General features: G+C 66.3%; 16 protein-coding genes. 12 read left to right on the top strand and 4 right to left on the bottom strand.

The features are described 5' to 3' along the window. Nucleotides 1-123: 123 nt before the first annotated feature. The 3 genes from HWN72_RS08485 to HWN72_RS08475 form a co-directional block, all read right to left on the bottom strand. Nucleotides 124-1128: an acyl-CoA dehydrogenase family protein gene (locus tag HWN72_RS08485; RefSeq protein WP_008830327.1), complete on the bottom strand. Its 1005-nt coding sequence runs from the start codon at nt 1126-1128 to the stop codon at nt 124-126. A gap of 1 nt (nt 1129) precedes the next feature. Then, on the bottom strand, nt 1130-2311 hold the full coding sequence (locus HWN72_RS08480) for an acyl-CoA dehydrogenase family protein (RefSeq protein ID WP_008830326.1): 1182 nt from the start codon (nt 2309-2311) through the stop codon (nt 1130-1132). A 70-nt stretch (nt 2312-2381) separates the two neighbouring features. After that, complete coding sequence (locus tag HWN72_RS08475) at nt 2382-2696, bottom strand: Rieske 2Fe-2S domain-containing protein (protein WP_008830325.1); 315 nt, start codon at nt 2694-2696, stop codon at nt 2382-2384. A gap of 163 nt (nt 2697-2859) precedes the next feature. On the opposite strand from HWN72_RS08475, the gene HWN72_RS08470 reads away from it, so the two are divergent. Together HWN72_RS08470 and HWN72_RS08465 are read left to right on the top strand one after the other, a co-directional pair. Continuing rightward, nucleotides 2860-4005 (top strand): acyl-CoA dehydrogenase family protein, encoded by a 1146-nt coding sequence (locus HWN72_RS08470; protein ID WP_008830324.1) that lies wholly within the window; start codon nt 2860-2862, stop codon nt 4003-4005. Further along, nucleotides 4005-4922 carry an acyl-CoA dehydrogenase family protein gene (locus HWN72_RS08465; RefSeq protein ID WP_008830323.1) on the top strand — a complete coding sequence of 306 codons (918 nt, stop codon included), beginning with the start codon at nt 4005-4007 and terminating at the stop codon, nt 4920-4922. The genes HWN72_RS08470 and HWN72_RS08465 overlap by 1 nt, the downstream gene beginning before the upstream one ends. Before the next feature lie 134 nt (nt 4923-5056). Here HWN72_RS08465 and HWN72_RS08460 read toward each other — a convergent pair whose 3' ends face one another. Further along, on the bottom strand, nt 5057-6145 hold the full coding sequence (locus HWN72_RS08460; RefSeq protein WP_008830322.1) for a helix-turn-helix transcriptional regulator: 1089 nt from the start codon (nt 6143-6145) through the stop codon (nt 5057-5059). Between the two features lie 105 nt (nt 6146-6250). Between HWN72_RS08460 and cysD the strand changes: the two genes are divergently transcribed. The 10 genes from cysD (at nt 6251) to HWN72_RS08410 (ending at nt 17260) form a co-directional block, all read left to right on the top strand. Continuing rightward, nucleotides 6251-7153, top strand: coding sequence for a sulfate adenylyltransferase subunit CysD (cysD, locus tag HWN72_RS08455; RefSeq protein ID WP_008830321.1), 903 nt, complete (start codon nt 6251-6253; stop codon nt 7151-7153). Further along, a complete protein-coding gene (gene cysN, locus HWN72_RS08450) occupies nt 7153-9075 on the top strand; it encodes a sulfate adenylyltransferase subunit CysN (RefSeq protein WP_008830320.1) in 1923 nt (640 codons plus the stop codon). The genes cysD and cysN overlap by 1 nt, the downstream gene beginning before the upstream one ends. Beyond that, nucleotides 9075-9812, top strand: coding sequence for a 3'(2'),5'-bisphosphate nucleotidase CysQ (locus tag HWN72_RS08445; RefSeq protein WP_008830319.1), 738 nt, complete (start codon nt 9075-9077; stop codon nt 9810-9812). The genes cysN and HWN72_RS08445 overlap by 1 nt, the downstream gene beginning before the upstream one ends. A 305-nt stretch (nt 9813-10117) precedes the next feature. Then, nucleotides 10118-10780 carry a TetR/AcrR family transcriptional regulator gene (locus HWN72_RS08440; protein ID WP_008830318.1) on the top strand — a complete coding sequence of 221 codons (663 nt, stop codon included), beginning with the start codon at nt 10118-10120 and terminating at the stop codon, nt 10778-10780. A gap of 255 nt (nt 10781-11035) precedes the next feature. Beyond that, entirely contained in the window at nt 11036-12019 is a 984-nt protein-coding gene (locus HWN72_RS08435) for an MDR family oxidoreductase (RefSeq protein ID WP_008830317.1), read from the top strand. Nucleotides 12020-12043: 24 nt separating this feature from the next. Continuing rightward, nucleotides 12044-13747 carry a class I adenylate-forming enzyme family protein gene (locus tag HWN72_RS08430; protein WP_069707738.1) on the top strand — a complete coding sequence of 568 codons (1704 nt, stop codon included), beginning with the start codon at nt 12044-12046 and terminating at the stop codon, nt 13745-13747. Between the two features lie 3 nt (nt 13748-13750). Then, entirely contained in the window at nt 13751-14170 is a 420-nt protein-coding gene (locus tag HWN72_RS08425; RefSeq protein WP_008833373.1) for a nuclear transport factor 2 family protein, read from the top strand. A gap of 112 nt (nt 14171-14282) precedes the next feature. Continuing rightward, on the top strand, nt 14283-15020 hold the full coding sequence (locus tag HWN72_RS08420; protein WP_008833372.1) for an SDR family oxidoreductase: 738 nt from the start codon (nt 14283-14285) through the stop codon (nt 15018-15020). Nucleotides 15021-15052: 32 nt separating this feature from the next. Next, entirely contained in the window at nt 15053-16534 is a 1482-nt protein-coding gene (locus HWN72_RS08415; protein WP_008833371.1) for an aldehyde dehydrogenase family protein, read from the top strand. Between the two features lie 6 nt (nt 16535-16540). Further along, on the top strand, nt 16541-17260 hold the full coding sequence (locus tag HWN72_RS08410; protein ID WP_008833370.1) for a TetR/AcrR family transcriptional regulator: 720 nt from the start codon (nt 16541-16543) through the stop codon (nt 17258-17260). Nucleotides 17261-17268 lie beyond the last annotated feature (8 nt).

Genomic DNA, 17268 nt, shown 5'->3' with positions numbered 1-17268 from the left:
TCCGGGACCGCTGCCCGTGAACAGCCTACCCGTCGCTTAGACACCTTGCCGCATGAACTGCGCCTAAAGACAGCCACCGGTCCCGGATCAAGTCCAGGACGACGAATTGCTCCGGCCGATCTGTCAGCCCAGCGCCTCTCGCCCCGTCCGCTCGTTCCACAGGTCTGGCGATCCGCAAAGCTGCAGGTTCAGCATCGCGCGTTTCATGAAGCGGTGGATCGGGTGTTCCTCGGTCAGGCCGATGCCGCCGTGAAGCTGGATCGCCTCTTCGGTGACGAATGCGAAGGCCTCGGCCGCCAGCGTCTTCGCCGCGGCGCACTGGACGAGGGTTGCGGCATCGTCGCGCACCCGGTTCCACAGGAGCGCCTCGGCCACGGCAATGCGCGCCTTCATATCGGCGGCGCGGTGCTTGAGAGCCTGGAACATGGCGATGGGCCGGTCGAACTGGCGGCGCATCTTCATGTATTCGATGGTGAGTTCCAATGCGGCATTCGCGGCACCGAGGCAGTCGGCGGCGACGGCAAGGTGCGCTTCGGGCGCCAGCGCGTCGTGCAGCGCTGCAGCGCCGTCCGCATCGGTGAGCATGAGTGCCGGATCGGGCGCGTATCCATCAAGAACGATGTCGAACAGGCGCCGGCTGGGGTCCCAGATCGCGCGCTCCACGATAGAAACACCCGGCGCATCGGTCGGCACGAGGGCATAGCCGCCCGGCAGCTTCGCAACGACCGCCACCGCCATGTCCGCATCGAACACACCGCCGACTACGCCCGAAAGCGTACCATTCGGTGCCGCCTCCAGCTTCGCGGGGAGCAGGTGCAGGGGGGCGTATTCGCCCCCCGCCAGCCGTTCCAGCCACTCGACCCGCGCCGCAATCTCGCTCGCCAGCACGGCCTGCAGGCCCAATTGCGCCGGGATCAGCGGCGTCGTCGCCAGCACGCGGCCCATCTCGAAATGGATCGCGGCGGAAGCCTCTCGATCAAGGCCGAGGCCGCCGTCTTCCTCGGGCAGGCGCACCATCAGCCAGCCCATCTCCGCCACCAGCCGCCAGCTTTCATCGCGGCCGGGGGAGAGTGCGTCGGCGGGGAACGCCTTCTGCGCGGCGTCGGTCAGTTCGTTCAGTTCGATCATGTCAGGCCACCCAGGCTTTCGGCTCGCGCGGCATGTCGAGCATGCGCTCGGCGATGATATTACGCTGCACTTCCTCGCTGCCCCCGGCGATGGTCCAGGCGTAGGAGTTCATGAAGTCCGCCATCCAGTTGCCGGTATTGAGGTCGCCGAAGGTGATCGGCGCTACGTATTGCTCCGCGATGCCGCCAAGGCGCAGGCCCAGCTTCGCATAGGCCCTGAGCGCGCGGCTGTAGCTGTTCTTGATGATGGAGGCGTCGCCAATGCGCTCGATGCCCTTGATCCGGTTGTCCAGGAACTGGTCGGCGACGGCGCACACGGCGTCCACTTGCGTCACCAGTTCGCCGAAATCCCGCAGCACTCCGCGATCGTCCTCGTGTCCGTGCTCGCGGATCAGCGAGGCCACGCGCGACAGGGCGCCGCGCATGCGGTAGGACAACTCCATCAGCGTCAGCCCGCGCTCGGAAGCGAGCGTCGCCTGCGCCACGGCCCAGCCCTTGCCCTCATCGCCGACGCGCTCGGAGACGGGGATTTCCACATTGTCGAGGAAGATCTCGGCGAATTCCTCGTCGCCCTGGATCTGGTGGATCGGGCGGACAGAGACGCCGGGTGCCTTCATGTCCATCAGCAGGTACGTGATGCCCGCCTGCTTGGGGCCGTCCGAGGAGGTGCGCACCAGCAGCAGGCACCGTTGCGCGAACTGCGCCATCGTCGACCAGACCTTCTGGCCGTTGACGACGTAGACGTCGCCCTTGCGCTCCGCCCTGGTCTTGATGGCGGCGAGGTCTGATCCGGCGCCGGGCTCGGAGAAGCCCTGGCACCATGTCTCGCCCTCGAGGATGCGCGGGAGGTAGCGGTCCTGCTGCTCCCGGGTCGCACATTCGTGCAACGTTGCGAAGGCATGGTACGTCGAGACGAAGGAGAGCAGCAGGCGCGGACAGTCTGCCTTCGCCAGTTCCTCGTAGATCACTTTCTGCTCGGCCAGGCTGCGGCCGCCGCCGGGGAACGTGGCAGGCCAGTGCGGGATGGCGTAGCCTGCCGAAACCAGCCGCGTAAACCAGTCGCGCTGGGTGCGGACGAAGTCGTCCTGCGTGCGGCTCGCGTCGCGCCAGCCGGTCGGCGCCTCGGCGGCTAGGAAGGCGCGCACTTCGCGGCGCAGCGCTTCGAGATCGGGCGTATCGGTCATGGAGACCGTCCAAGCACGGGGCACGGCGGCGCGTCCATAAGGGGCGGTACGCGCGGGCGATATCGGGAGGTTAGACCGCCACCTCGATCACGTCGCCCTCGATCCGCACTTCATAAGTATCGATCGGCATCGAGGCGGGCGGGTTTATCGGCTTGCCGGTTTCCAGATCGAAACGCGCGCCGTGAACCGGGCAGGAAATCCACCCCGCGCGCACGCGGCCGCATTCAAGCGTTTCGTAGGCGTGGCTGCACAAGTTGCGCACCGCGTAGACCTGATCCCGCGCGCCGACGAGGAGCACGCTGATCCCGCCCACCTCGACCACTTTCTTGCCGCCCTGCGGAACTTCATCGAGTTTCGCCACCGCGACGAATGCCTTCTCGCTCACCCGTGTCCTTTCGTATCTCTTCGCTGCGTCCTTGCGGTACTCCGCAGGTGATTTCCAGCACAAGTGGTCGATGCGCAATCGCGCCAGCGATTCCGACGCCCCGGCGGTTGTGGGGCGAGGCTGCCTGTGCCTAACGAAAGGCTGAGAGGAGGGCGCCGCCCCGATGCAATTCGAATGGACCGCCGGGCAGGACGCCTTCCGGCACAAGATCCGCGACTTCCTACACGCCAACCTGCCTGCGGACTGGGAGAAGTTCTCGGAACACGGCCCTGCGTCCCCGGCGCTGACCGCCTTCGCGCGCGACTTCTGTGTCAAGCTGGCGGAAGCGGGCATCCTCTTCCCGCACTGGCCGGTCGAGATGGGCGGCGAGGGCCTCGGCCCGTGGGAACAGCAGATCCTCTCCGAAGAGATGTGGATCGCCGGCGAGCCGCGCGGCGGCCAGTACATGAACGTCAACTGGATCGGCCCGACGCTGGAGAAGTACGGCACGCCCGAGCAGAAGGCCCGCTACCTCGAGCCGATCACGCGCGGGGAATCGCTGTGGTGTCAGGGTTTTTCGGAACCTGACGCCGGGTCGGACCTAGCCTCGCTGCGGACGCGAGCCACGCTGACCGAAGGCAACTACGTCATCAGCGGCCAGAAGATCTGGACCAGCTATGCGGGCCTCGCCGACACCTGTTTCCTGCTGACGCGCACCAGCGACGACCGCAAGAAGGGCATCACCATCATTCTGGTGCCGATGGACACGCCCGGCATCACCGTGCGCCAGATTCCCTCGCTGATCGGCGAGGGCGACATCCATGAGGTCTTCTTCGACGACGTCACCGTGCCCGAAACCGCCCGCTTCGGCGAGGAAGGGCAGGCATGGGAGATCGTCGCCTATTCGCTGCGCAACGAGCGGCTCGGCATCCCGCGCTTCACGCTGGCGCGCGCGGCGCTCGATCGGGCGGTGGCGATGCTCAAGGAGCAGGGGCGCTTTGCGCGCGAACATGTGCGGATCGAGGCGGCGCGTTGTGCCGCACTGTGCGAGGCGGCGGGCACGGCGAACTACGCCGTCGTCCAGAAGCGCGTCGAGGGCCTCGCGATCGGTGCGGAGTCCAGTTCCGCGCGCTACGCCACCGTCATGGCCGAGCGGGCGGTGTGCGAATTCGTCGTCGAGTTCCTGCCCGAAGCTCTCGCGGGGGCCTCGCCGTATCTCAAGATGCACCACCAGCGCGGGATCGTCGCGGGCGTCGCGGCGGGGTCGGCGGAAATCCAGCTCAACATCATCGCCAGCGACGTGCTGGAACTGCCTCGGGAGCCGCGCTGATGCACTTGTCCCTCAACGAGGACCAGCGGCAGGTCCTCGACTTCATCGACAGCCTCGCGCGGCCTTACGCGGGCGTTCCGCTGCACGATGCCGGCCTCACGCTCGAAAGCGCGGAACTTGACGCGGCGCTGGTCGAGAACGGGTTTCTCGACGTGCTGATGGTCGAGGAACTCGGCCCCGTCACCGCCGCGCTGGTGGTGGAGAAGCTGGCGCGGCTGCCCTTTGCACTAGAGGCGGCGGCCTCGTCCTTCGTACGCCCGCTGATCGATCCGGACCTGCCGCGTCCGCTGTGTCTGGTCGAGGAGGGGCGCACGGCTGGTCCGGTGCGTTTCCTGCGGCCGGGGGCGAGCGTCGTGATCGTCGGGCCTTCGGGCGTGCGCAGCTTCAAGGCGGACGAGAGTGTGATCGCGGCGGCGCAGGAGGATGCGCTTTATGCCTATCCCGTGGCGTTCCTGACCGGTCTGCCGGATGCGATGACTGCGTATGAGGTCGATCCTGCCGAAGTGCTGCGGTCGTGGCGCGTGGGAAGCGCGGCCGAAGCCGCGGGCCTGCTGGGCGCGGCGCTGGCGTCTACGGTGACTTACGCGTCAGAGCGCAAGCAGTTCGGCCGCCCGCTGGCCACCTTTCAGGGCATGCGGCATCGTCTGGCCGAAGACCAGGTCATGACCAACTCGGTCTACTGGCTCGCCCTGCGTGCGGCCGGGACCGGCGATCCCGGCGACGCCGCGCTGGCCCTTCTGCATGCGCAGGAGGCGGCGAAGCGGGTGTGCTACGACTACCACCAGTTCCTTGGCGGCATGGGCATGACGCTGGAACATCCGCTGCACTTGTGGACCTATCGCCTCAAGCTGCTGACCGCCGAACTGGGCGGGCGCGGCGAGCAGGGGCTGGCGGCGGCGGAGGCGCTTTGGGGGTGAGGCTCGAAGGCCCACCCCGCCGCGACTAGGCGATAAATCGCCAAGTCTCGCTCCCCCCGCTTGCGGGAGGGGCGTCTCCGGCTAGATTCCCCCTCCCGCTTGCGGGAGGGGCTGGGGGTGGGCTCTTCCGCACTTCACCCCATCACCGCCACGCTGTCGCTGACCAGCCGCACCAGTTCCGCTTGCCCGCGCACGCCCAGCTTGGCGTAGAGGCGCTTGGAATAATTGCGCGCCGTTTCCAGCGTCAGGCCCATGTTTTCGGCCGCCTCGGCGATAGATTGCCCCTCGTTCAGCGCGATCGCCAGCTGCGCCTCGCGCGGGGGCAGGTCGAACAGGCGGGTGAGGCGCTCCACGCTCGCCGGCGTTCTTGCATTGGGCAGGCGGCACAGCGCCAGCATCGAGGGGCGCGGCATGTCGCTGGTGGCCGTCAGCAGCGCTTCCAGCCGAGGGTCCTCATGCAGCATCACTGCACGCGGCGGGGGCGGCGTCGACGAGGCGAACAGCACGGCTGCCCCGCCCAGTTCACGCTCCGCATGGACGCCGAGATCGCGCAGGCGCTCCCCCACGCGCGGCGTGTAGCCGAGATTCCCGCGCATCCATGCATCGAGGCGCGGGTCGATGGCCAATAGCCGCGCCTCGCGGTCGAACACCATCCATGCCGTAGCGCTGCGCGCCATGCCCTGCGCACTGACGCTGGCGCGGATGCGGTGGTGCTCCAGCGCGACATAGCTGCGCAGCGCGGCCTCCACGTAAGGCGCGAGCGAGGAGAGCAGGGCGCTGTCCGCCGCCTCGCAAGGTTTAGCGCGGGCGAGGATAAGCCATGCATCGGTCTCCGCGACACGCGGCAGGCGCACCACCCGCTCGTCGGCGATACCGAGGCGCGCCATCTTGGCCAGGCGGTCGGCCCGGAAGACGGGATCGTGGTCCACGAACTCGCCGACGCTGTAGACGCGGCCCGGGCGCAGTTGGTCGTAGTGCAGGCGCTCCAGCGCATGCATCTCGAACGGATCGAGTTCGCGCGCCTCGCTGCGCAAGTCGCGTCCGGCGTGGAAGTCGGTGATCTGGGCATGCGGGCCGTCGCCCTGCTTCATCACGATGCTGACGTACTCGGCATCGCTCCGGCGACGCAGGCGCTCGAGAAACTCGGCAAACTGCGCCTTGTCGCCAATCCCCGCTATCAGCGGCAGCAGCAAATCTGTCTCATCGTTGGATGTCAGAGCCATATCTCCCTCCCATATGGGAGGTTCTGCGATTTGTCATCCTTGCAAAGAGCGATTCGAGCCCAACAAGAGGGCGACCCTGCGAAGGCCAAAGGACCAGAGATCCTGATGAAGACCCTGACGCACCTCGACAGACTCGAGGCCGAAGCCATCCATATCATCCGCGAAGTCGTCGCCGAGGCCGAGAAGCCGGTGATGCTCTATTCCGTCGGCAAGGACAGCGCGGTGATGCTGCACCTTGCGCGCAAGGCGTTCTATCCCTCGCCGCCGCCGTTCCCGCTGCTCCATGTCGACACCACGTGGAAATTCAAGGCGATGTACGACCTGCGCGACAAGATGGCGCGCGACAGCGGTATGGAGCTGCTGGTCTACCAGAACCCGGAAGCGGCCGAGAAAGGCATCAATCCCTTCGACCACGGCGCGCTCCACACCGACATGTGGAAGACCGAAGGTCTGAAGCAGGCACTCGACAAGTACGGCTTCGATGCGGCTTTCGGCGGCGCCCGCCGTGACGAGGAGAAGAGCCGCGCCAAGGAGCGCATCTTCTCGTTCCGCACCTCCTCGCACGGCTGGGACCCGAAGAACCAGCGTCCGGAGCTGTGGAACCTCTACAACGCCCGCAAGGCGCGCGGGGAATCGATCCGCGTGTTCCCGATCTCCAACTGGACCGAGCTGGATATCTGGCAGTACATCCACCTCAACGACATCCCCATCGTCCCGCTCTATTTCGCGGACAAGCGCCCCACCGTGGAGCGCGACGGCATGCTGCTGATGGTCGATGACGACCGCTTCCCGCTCAAGGACGGCGAAGTGCCGGTAGAGCGCTCGATCCGCTTCCGCACGCTGGGCTGCTACCCGCTGACGGGTGCAGTGGAGAGCGAGGCGAAGACGCTGCCCGAGGTGATCCAGGAAACCCTCCTCACGACCACCAGCGAGCGACAGGGCCGCGCCATCGACAAGGACGCCGGCGGCGCCGGCATGGAAGTGAAGAAGCAGCAGGGGTACTTCTGATGGCCGATATCGACACCAAGGAAGCGGTCTACGTCACCGACAAGCTCATCGCCGAGGACATCGACGCCTACCTCGTCCAGCACGAGCACAAGACGATGCTGCGCTTCATCACCTGCGGCAGCGTCGACGACGGCAAGTCCACCCTGATCGGGCGCCTGCTCTACGATTCGAAGATGATCTTCGAGGACCAGCTCGACGCGCTCACCGCCGACTCCAAGAAGGTCGGCACGCAGGGGCAGGAGATCGACTTCGCGCTCCTCGTCGACGGCCTCGCCGCCGAGCGCGAGCAGGGCATCACCATCGACGTGGCCTACCGCTTCTTCAACACCGAGAAGCGTAAGTTCATCGTCGCCGACTGCCCCGGCCACGAACAGTACACCCGCAACATGGTGACGGGCGCCTCGACCGCCGACCTCGCGGTGATCCTGATCGATGCGCGCAAGGGCGTGCTGGTGCAGACGCGCCGCCATTCGTACTTGTGCCACCTGATCGGCATCAAGAACATTGTGCTGGCGGTGAACAAGATGGACCTCGTCGACTACGACCAGGCCGTGTTCGACGGCATCGTCAAGGACTACGCCGAGTTCGCCAGGTCGATCGGGATCGACAGCTTCACCGCGATGCCGATCTCCGGCTTCAAGGGCGACAACATCACCACGCCTTCGGCCAATACGCCCTGGTACAAGGGGCCGACGCTGGTGGAGCACCTCGAAACCGTCGAGGTTCTCTCCTCGGTCGATGCCGACAAGCCGTTCCGCCTGCCGGTGCAGTGGGTGAACCGTCCCAACCTCGACTTCCGCGGCTTCTCGGGCCTCATCGCCACCGGCAGCGTCAAGCCGGGCGACAAGATCCGCGTACTGCCCTCGGGCAAGACCAGCGCGATCACCCGCGTCGTTACCTATGACGGCGATCTCGACGAAGCCGTTGCCGGCCAGTCGGTTACGGTGTGTTTCGAAGATGAAATCGACTGCTCGCGCGGCTCGGTCATCTCGGTCGCCGACAATCCGCCGCAGACCGCCGACCAGTTCGAATCGACGATCGTGTGGCTGGCCGACGAGGCGCTGATCCCTGGCCGCGCCTATTGGCTCAAGCTGGGCACGCAGCAGGTCTCCGCGACCGTGGCCGAGCCCAAGTACACGGTCAACGTCAACACCATGGAGCACATGGCGGCCAAGACGCTGGACCTCAACGCCATCGGCGTGGCGGAACTGACCACCGACAAGCAGGTCGTCTTCGAGCCTTATGCCGAGAACCGCACGCTCGGCGGCTTCATTCTGATCGACAAGATGACCAACGCCACCGTCGCGGCGGGCATGCTCAACTTCTCGCTGCGCCGTTCGCAGAACGTCCACTGGCAGGCCGTCGACATCGACCGCAAGCAGCATGCGGGGCTCAAGAACCAGAAGCCCGCCGTGCTGTGGTTCACCGGTCTTTCGGGTTCGGGCAAGTCCACGATCGCCAACATGGTCGAGAAGAAGCTGCACCGGATGAACCGGCACACCTTCCTGCTCGACGGGGACAACGTGCGCCACGGTCTGAACAAGGATCTGGGCTTCACCGAGGCCGACCGCATCGAGAACATCCGCCGCGTGGGCGAAGTCTCGAAGCTGATGACCGACGCAGGGCTGATCGTCATCACCGCGTTCATCTCGCCGTTCCAGGCGGACCGCGAGATGGTGCGCGCGATGCTGCCCGAGGGTGAATTCATCGAGGTGTTCATCGACACCCCGCTGAAGGTTGCCGAGGCGCGCGACGTCAAGGGCCTCTACAAGAAGGCGCGTTCCGGTGAGCTGAAGAACTTCACCGGCATCGACAGTCCCTACGAAGCGCCGCGCAATCCCGAGGTGCGGATCGACACGACGGTCATCTCGCCCGAGGAAGCGGCCGAACTCATCGTCAACACCCTGCTGGGAGACGCCTGATGTCCTATACCGACGGCGATCTCGCGGCGAAGCTGGCGGACGAAGCGGGCAAGATCCTCCTCAGCGTGCGTGGCTCCGGCCTGTTCGGCGGGAAAGCACTGGGCAAGGCGGGCGACCAGACCGCCAACCAGTTCCTCTGCCACGCCCTGCGTGAGCAGCGTCCCGAGGACGGCCTGCTCTCCGAGGAGGAGAAGGACAACGCCGAGCGCCTGGCCATGAGCCGCGTATGGATCGTGGACCCCGTGGACGGCACCCGCGAATACGGCGAGGAGCGCGCCGACTGGGCGGTCCATGTCGGCCTTGCGGTGGACGGCGTGCCGGTGCTGGGCGCAGTGGCGCTGCCGGGCGCCGACCTCGTGCTGCGTTCGGACCAGCCGGGCGAGGTTCCGCCCGCGCCGGAAAAGCTGCGCATGGTCGTGAGCCGCACCCGGCCCGCGAAAGAGGCTACCAGCGTGGCGGAGACGATCGGTGCCGAACTGGTGCCGATGGGTTCGGCCGGGGCCAAGGCAATGGCTATCCTGCTCGGGCAGGCGGACATCTACCTGCACTCGGGCGGGCAGTACGAGTGGGACAGCTGCGCGCCTGCGGCTGTCGCCCTCGGCTGGGGGCTGCATGTCTCGCGGATCGACGGTTCGCCTTTGGTCTACAACCGCGAGGACGTCTACATGCCCGACCTGCTGATCTGCCGGAAGGAACACGCTGACATGGTGCTGCGCGAGGTCGCGGCGTTGGTTTGAGCGCGGCCCCTTCATTCGCCCACTGCGTCGTCATCCCAGCGAAAGCTGGGACCGTTGTGGCCATCATGCAAGCCTGCGTGAGGCCGCAGCGTCATTCGCCGAAGCCTCGGCGCAAGCTTTCGTCAGGCCGCCAGCGGTCCCAGCCTTAGCCGGGATGACGGGCGGTCTGACGCAAGAACTGCATTCGCGGCACAACGCCCCCACGGCATTTTGCTATCGATTGTGTATCACATCCCGGTCAACATTGCTGTTCAGTGACGCCCCCGCTATAGCCGCCCCCTTTTTACGGGTAATCGGGGGCAGACATGGAAGCGAGGACCAGGCGCAGGGTCAGAGACCCGATCGCGACGCGCGAGACGATCCTCGAGGCGGCCAGCAACCTGCTGGCAAAGGACGGGCTTGAGGGGGTCAGCCTTTCTGCGGTGGCGCATCTGGCGGCCGTCAACCGGGGCACTGCCTACCAGCACTTCGAAACGCGTGAGAAGCTGATCGAGGCGACGATTCAGTGGGTCTCCGACAAGCTGTTCCGCGCCGTGTTCGGCGATCCCGAGACGATCGGCGATCGCCGCGTCGAGGAAGTTGACACCGCCGCGCTCACCGACCGCCTGTGCGATTTCGCCATGGAGAACCCGGAAATCTGCCGCGTCTGGCTGCAGCAGGTGCTGGCCTCGCCCGACCCCAGCCAGGACCCGTTCTGGCGCGAGTATGCGGGATCGCTGCAGCGCTTTGCCGATACCAAGCTGGCGATGCCGGGGATTGATGCCGAGGTGTTCTCGGTGATGAACCTTGCCGGCGTGTTCTTCTGGCCGATCTTCGCGCGCGCCCATGCCGCGAACGAGGAGGAGCGCAATGCCCTCACCAAGCGCTTCAGCCATGAGATTCTGCGCCTCTCGATGTACGGCTCGATGAACGCCTCGCGCTTTCCCGAAGTGGCGGCGCGGCTGGCGGCGGAGGATGGGGCTGCGTAGTCTCGCGTTCGAGGTTTGCGCGAGGGGGCTTCGACTGGCCGTGCCTGACCCTTCGACAAGCTCAGGGTGAGCGGAGGTAACGTAAACCTCTCAATTCCCGCTCAGGCTGAGCTTGTCGAAGCCCCCCTCGGCGAGCCACTTCCATTTCGCCTCCGCGATGCCATGTCCCGCCGGCATTGACGCATGGGGTCCGAACCCGTCAGCACGGCAGGCGAGTTCGACCCCGTATCGGGCCGAAGAGGGAGTTCGCCAGAGATGTTTTCCGCCATCGTCATCGACAAGACCGAACAGGGCCAGACCGTCGGCCTCCAGCAGCTGGACGAAAGCGCGCTGCCTGAAGGCGACGTGACCATCGACGTCGCCTTCTCAACGCTCAACTTCAAGGACGGCCTCGCGATCACCGGCGCCTCGCCGGTCGTGCGCAAGTTCCCGATGGTGCCCGGCATCGACCTCGTCGGCACCGTGACCGAGAGCAGCCATGGCGACTGGAAGGCGGGCGACACCGTCGTCCTCAACGGCTGGGGCGTGGGCGAAGTCCACTGGGGCGGTCTCGCACAAAAGGCGCGGCTCAAGGGCGACTGGCTGGTGCCGCTGCCTTCGGCCTTCACCCCGGCACAGGCCATGGCGATCGGTACGGCGGGCTACACCGCTGCCCTGTGCGTCGATGCGCTCGTCGATTTCGGCGTAACCCCGGATCAGGGCGAGGTGCTCGTCACCGGCGCCACCGGCGGCGTCGGCTCGGTCGCCATCGCGATCCTCAAGAAGCTCGGTTATTCGGTCGCCGCGCTGACCGGCAAGCCGGGCGAGGCGGACTATCTCAAGGCGCTCGGCGCCGAAACCATCATCGACCGCGCCGAACTGGCCGAGAAGGGCAAGCCGCTGCAGAAAGAGCGCTGGGCTGGCGTCGTCGATACGGCGGGCAGTTTCACCCTTGCGAATGCTTGCGCGCAGACGAAGTACGGCGGCGCGGTGGCGGCCTGCGGTCTGGCACAGGGCGCGGACCTGCCCGCGACCGTGATGCCCTTCATCCTGCGCGGCGTGGCACTGCTCGGCATCGACAGCGTCATGGCGCCGAAGGCCAAGCGCCTTAAGGCATGGGACCGTCTGGCGAAGGATCTCGATCCCGCCTCGCTCGACACCATCGGCCAGACCATCGCCCTTGGTGATGCGGTGGAGGCCGCGAAGAAGTTCATGTCGGGCGAGGTCAAGGGCCGCTTCATCGTCGACGTGAACGCCTGACGTCAGCAGAGCGAAGAGGACGGCATGACGGCTTCGGTCAAGGTGGTGGACGGCCTTTCGGTCGTCCACGGCATTCCTCTCGGCGAGGAGCAGGGCATCGGCGCGCTGACGCTGGGCGGCTACGTGCGTGAGGTCACCGCGCGCTACGGCCCGCGCGAGGCTGCGGTGATCCACCTTGGCGGGGAGGTCGTGCGCTGGACCTACGACGATCTCTACGCCCGCTCGCTGGAAGTGGCGAAGTCGCTGCTGGCGCTCGGCACCGGCAAGGGCACGCGCGTGGGCGTGCTGATGACCAACCGCCCCGAATTCCTCGCCGCCGTGTTCGGTGCGGCGCTGGCCGGGTGCGTGGCGACGCCGATCAGCACGTTCTTCACGCCCTCCGAGCTGGAAGTGGTGCTCAAGGCCTCGGGCGTGTCGGTGCTGCTGCTCGAGCGCTCGGTGCTGAAGAAGGACTTCGCCGAAATGCTGGCCGGGCTGGAGCCAGAGGTCATGACCGCCAAGCCCGGCGCGCTGGCCTCGCGCACGTTCCCGTTCCTGCGCTATGCGGCGATGGTCGACAGTGACGAGCCGCTGGGCATGATCGAGGGGCCGGGCGCCTTCCTCGCGCGCGGCCGCGATGTGGCCGAAGACCTGGTTCTCGCCGCCGCAGATGCGGTCTCACCCGCCGATCCCGGCATCCTGCTGTTCTCCTCGGGCTCGACCGGCAAGGCCAAGGGCATCCTCAGCGCGCATCGCGCGGTGTGCCTGCAACTCTGGCGCTGGCCGCAGTGGTATGCGATTTCCGATGATCTTCCCGCCCGCACGTGGTCGGCGAACGGCTTCTTCTGGTCGGGCAACTTCACGATGGCGCTGGGCGGTACGCTTTCGCGCGGAGGGACGCTGGTGCTGCAGCGCTGGTTCGATGCCGCCGAGGCGCTGGAGCTTATGGACGCCGAGCGCGCCAACATGGCGCTCGCCTGGCCGCATCAGTGGGCTCAGCTGGAGGCTGCACCGAATTACCTCGACGTCGATCTGGCCTCTCTTGTTTACGTCTGCAGGAACCAGCCGATCTCGCGCCAGCCCACGGTCAACAGCACATGGGTCGAGCCCGGGCAGGCTTACGGCAATACCGAGACGTTCACACTGATCTCGGTCTTCCGTTCAGGCACGCCCGAGGCGATCGCGGGCAAGTCCCACGGCATTCCGACGGCCGGTTCCACGATCAAGATCGTCGACCCGATGACTGGCGCTACGATGCCGCTGGGCGAGCGCGGGGAGATCGCGGTCAAGGGACCGACGCTGATGCTGGGCTACCTCGGCATCCCGCTCGATGAATCGCTCGACGGCGACGGTTTCCTGCGCACCGCCGATGGCGGCTACGTGGACGGCGAAGGCCGCCTGTTCTGGGAAGGCCGCCTCAACGACATCATCAAGACCGGCGGCGCCAATGTCTCGCCGCTCGAAATCGACGAGGTCATCCGCGCGCACCCCGAAGTCAAGGTCTCGCAGACGGTGGGCGTGCCTGATGAACTGCTCGGCGAACTCGTCGTCTCCTGCATCGTCCCGGTCGAGGGCACCAGCCCCAGCGCAGAGGCGATCCGCGACTTCGCCAAGGAAAAGCTGGCTAGCTACAAGCTGCCGCGCCGCATTCTCTTCGTGGCCGAGGGCGAACTCGAAACTACCGGCAGTGCCAAGATCAAGACCGCCGAGCTGCGCAAGCTGGCGGCGGAGCGGCTGGCAGAGGTCTGAGCGATGGCGGCTCCCGATTTTGCCGACTGGCTCGCCATCTGCAACCTCAAGGCGGCGTATTGCCGCATGCTCGACACCAAGGACTGGGAGGGCTGGAAGCAGCTTTTCACCGAGGATTGCGTGCTCGATACGCGGCCTAGCGGGGGCTCCCGGGAAGAGGGGCGCGAGCGTATCTGCACGATCGTCAGTACGGCGTTGGCGAACGCGAAGACCGCGCACCACGTCCACTCTCCCCAGATCGATATCGATGGCGACCGCGCCCAGGTGGTCTGGGCAATGCAGGACCGGGTCGTCAAGGATGACTTCGCGCTAACCGGCTACGGTCACTATCACGAGACCTGCGTGCGCACGGTCGAGGGTTGGAAGATCGCCGGGCAGGTGCTGACGCGCCTGATCCTCGAGGTCGAGAGTCCGGCGCCCTGAGGTCATCGCCGGGGCGCGTCGCGCGGCAATAGGCGGCGCTCACGTGACCCGCTATGGTGCCATTCGAAGCAGCCGACCCACATGCAGCGGGCGGCGAGGGAGCGGAGGAAGCGTGGGCAAGACCATCGTTATCACAGGTGCCGGATCGGGTCTCGGCAAGGCTCTGGCACGGCGTTTTGCAAGCGAGGGCGAAACGGTGATCCTGCTCGGGCGTACCTTGTCGAAGGTGCAGGCGCTGGCGGACGAGCTGGGTGCGCCCGCGCTCGCAGTGGCATGCGACGTGGCCGATGCCGGTTCGGTCCGCGCGGCTTTCGCGCAGATCGCCGAGGCCCATCCGAAGATCGACGTGCTGATCAACAATGCCGGTATCTACGAACCCTTCACCGTGGCGGAAGCCACGGACGAGCAGATCGACGGCATCCTGAATACCAACCTGAGGGGGCCGATCTATTGCTGCCGCGCGGCGATCCCGATGCTGGAAAGCGGCGGCCTCATCATCAACGTCGGCAGCGAGTCCGTAGCGGTTCCGTTCGTGATGCTCTCGCTCTACCAGTCGAGCAAGGCGGGGCTGGAAATGTTCACTACCGCTCTGGAGGCGGAACTGGAGGAGAGCGGCATCCGCGTCGCCCTGCTACGCGCCGGGCCGATGTACGATGAAGACAAGTCCTCTCCGAACTGGGACCGCGATGCGGCGATGCGCTTCCATATGGGCTGCGCGAAGAACGGGCTGGACCTGCGCGAGCGCCCGGTTTCGCACTCGGCCTCGCCGACCGGCATTTTCCGCGCGGTGATCGACCTGCCGGCGGACGTGCGCGTCAGCCACGTCTCGATCGGCGCGCGCAAGATCTGATCTCGAACACTCTTTTCGGCAAGGACAAGACAATGACCACTCTTCCCGACGCCCGGCTCTATATCGACGGCAAGCTGCGCGATGCTACCGGCGGCGTGACTTTCGACGTTATCAGCCCCTGGACCGGCGAGCCGGTCGGCAAGGCCGCCGACGCCACCGCCGCCGACGTGGACGAGGCGATCGCCGCCGCCCGTCGCGCCTTCGACGAGACCGACTGGGCCACGAACGTCGAAAAGCGCGTCGCCTTGGTCAAAAAGTACCGCGAACTGTTCGAGCGCGAACGTCCGCGCCTGGCGCAGTTGGCGATCCACGAGGCGGGCGCTGCGCAGGGTGCGGTCGGCCGCGCTCACGTCGGGATGGCGATCGACGGCTGGGACGATTACATGGCCGTGTTCAACAAGCTCGAATGGGAGAAGGACTACGGCGAGAAGCAGGCCGCAGGCATCATTCACAAGCGCCTCGGCGTGCGCGAGGCAGTCGGTGTGGTCGGTGCGATCACGCCGTGGAACGTGCCGCTCTACGTCAATATCGGCAAGGTCGTCGCGGCGCTGCTGGCAGGCTGTACGGTAATTCTCAAGCCCGCGCCCGACACCCCGGGCATGGGCGCGATCTTCGGGGAACTGGCGGTCGAGGCAGGCTTTCCGGACGGCGTCATCAATGTCGTGTTCGGCGCCGACCCGGCGCTGGCCGGCGAGATGCTGGTCACCGACCCGCGCGTAGACCTGATCTCGTTCACGGGCTCCACCGGTGTCGGCAAGCGCATCATGGAGCAGGGAGCCGGAACGCTGAAGCGCGTGTTCCTCGAACTCGGTGGCAAGTCGGCCAAGATCGTGCTCGACGATGCGCCGAGCTTTGCGATGGACGTGGCGAGGACCATGCTGGTCTTCCACGCCGGGCAGGGCTGCGCGGTCCACTCGCGCCTGCTGGTGCCTCGCAGCCGCTATGAGGAGGCCAAGGCCGTGCTGAAGGGTGCCTATGGCAACTTTGGCGACAACTGGGGCGATGTGGAGAATCCGGCGCACATCATGGGCCCGGTCGTCTCGAAGCGGCAGATGGAGCGGGTGAAGAGCTACATCGACCTCGGCCAGCAGGAAGGCGCGACTTTGCTCGCGGGCGGCAACATCCGCCCTGACAAGGGGGGCGGCTATTTCGTGGAGCCGACGTGCTTCGTGGACGTTACCAACGATATGCGCATCGCCCAGGAAGAGATATTCGGCCCCGTCCTAGTCGTCATTCCCTACGAGGATGACGAGGACGCCATCCGCATCGCCAACGAAAGCTCTTACGGACTTTCGGGCGGCGTATCGGGCAGCCACGACCGGGCGATCAATATCGCCCGCAAGGTCCGCACCGGCTCGATGAGCGTGAACAACGGCATGTGCATCGCCGGCGACATTCCCTTCGGCGGCTTCAAGGCCAGTGGCATGGGCCGCGAATGGGGCCTTGAAGGCATCGAGGAATTCACCGACGTCAAGATGCTTGCCTGGCCGGTCGGCCAGGTGGAAGCCGCCTGAGGCGCGATGCCGGGGGAGGAGGCTGAGACCGACTACTTCGCGGGCCTGCAGCCAACCCTGGCGGCTGCGGTGACCACGGCCTGCGCGGTGGTCAGTCACAATCTCAACGGGCAGCGCCTCGGCCGCAAGGGCAGGGTGACGCGTGAGCGCATCCTCGCCGCTGCGATCGAACTGATCGAGGACTCGGAGGAACCGGTGACGCTCGGCCGCGTGGCGCGGCACGCGTCACTGGGGATGACTTCGGTGTACAACTACTTCACCGACATGACCGGACTGCTGTTGGCGGTGCTCGCCCCGGTCATGGCGACGGCGGAGGACGATTACCTCTCGCTGGCGCGTGAGCCCTGGCCTGACGAGGAACTCTACGCTCGTTGCTACGGGTTCGTGCGGGCGTACCACGGATTCTGGGCGCGGCACTCGCGGTTGCTGCACTTGCGCAACGCGCTTGCGGACCAGCAGGACGCGCGCATGATGGCGCACCGCATCCGCTCAAGCCGCCCGATCATCGCGCTGCTAGTGAAGCAGATGGGCGATGAGCCGATCGGGCTTGGACCCCATACCTCGATGGCGACGATGGTGATGATCGGGATCGAGCGCTCGGTGACGCTGGTGACGGACAAGGAATTGCGCAAACTGGTCGGCATCGAGCCGGAACTGAGCGAAGATCGCTATCTGGTGCCCGGAGCAAGGCTGATGGAATTCGCGATCAGCGACGCGAGGCAGTAAATCCTCCC

The sequence above is a fragment of the Novosphingobium sp. HR1a genome, from assembly GCF_015594425.1.
In the GTDB taxonomy this organism is placed as follows: Bacteria; Pseudomonadota; Alphaproteobacteria; order Sphingomonadales; family Sphingomonadaceae; genus Novosphingobium; species Novosphingobium resinovorum_A.
This window is presented reverse-complemented; position numbering and strand designations above follow the sequence as displayed.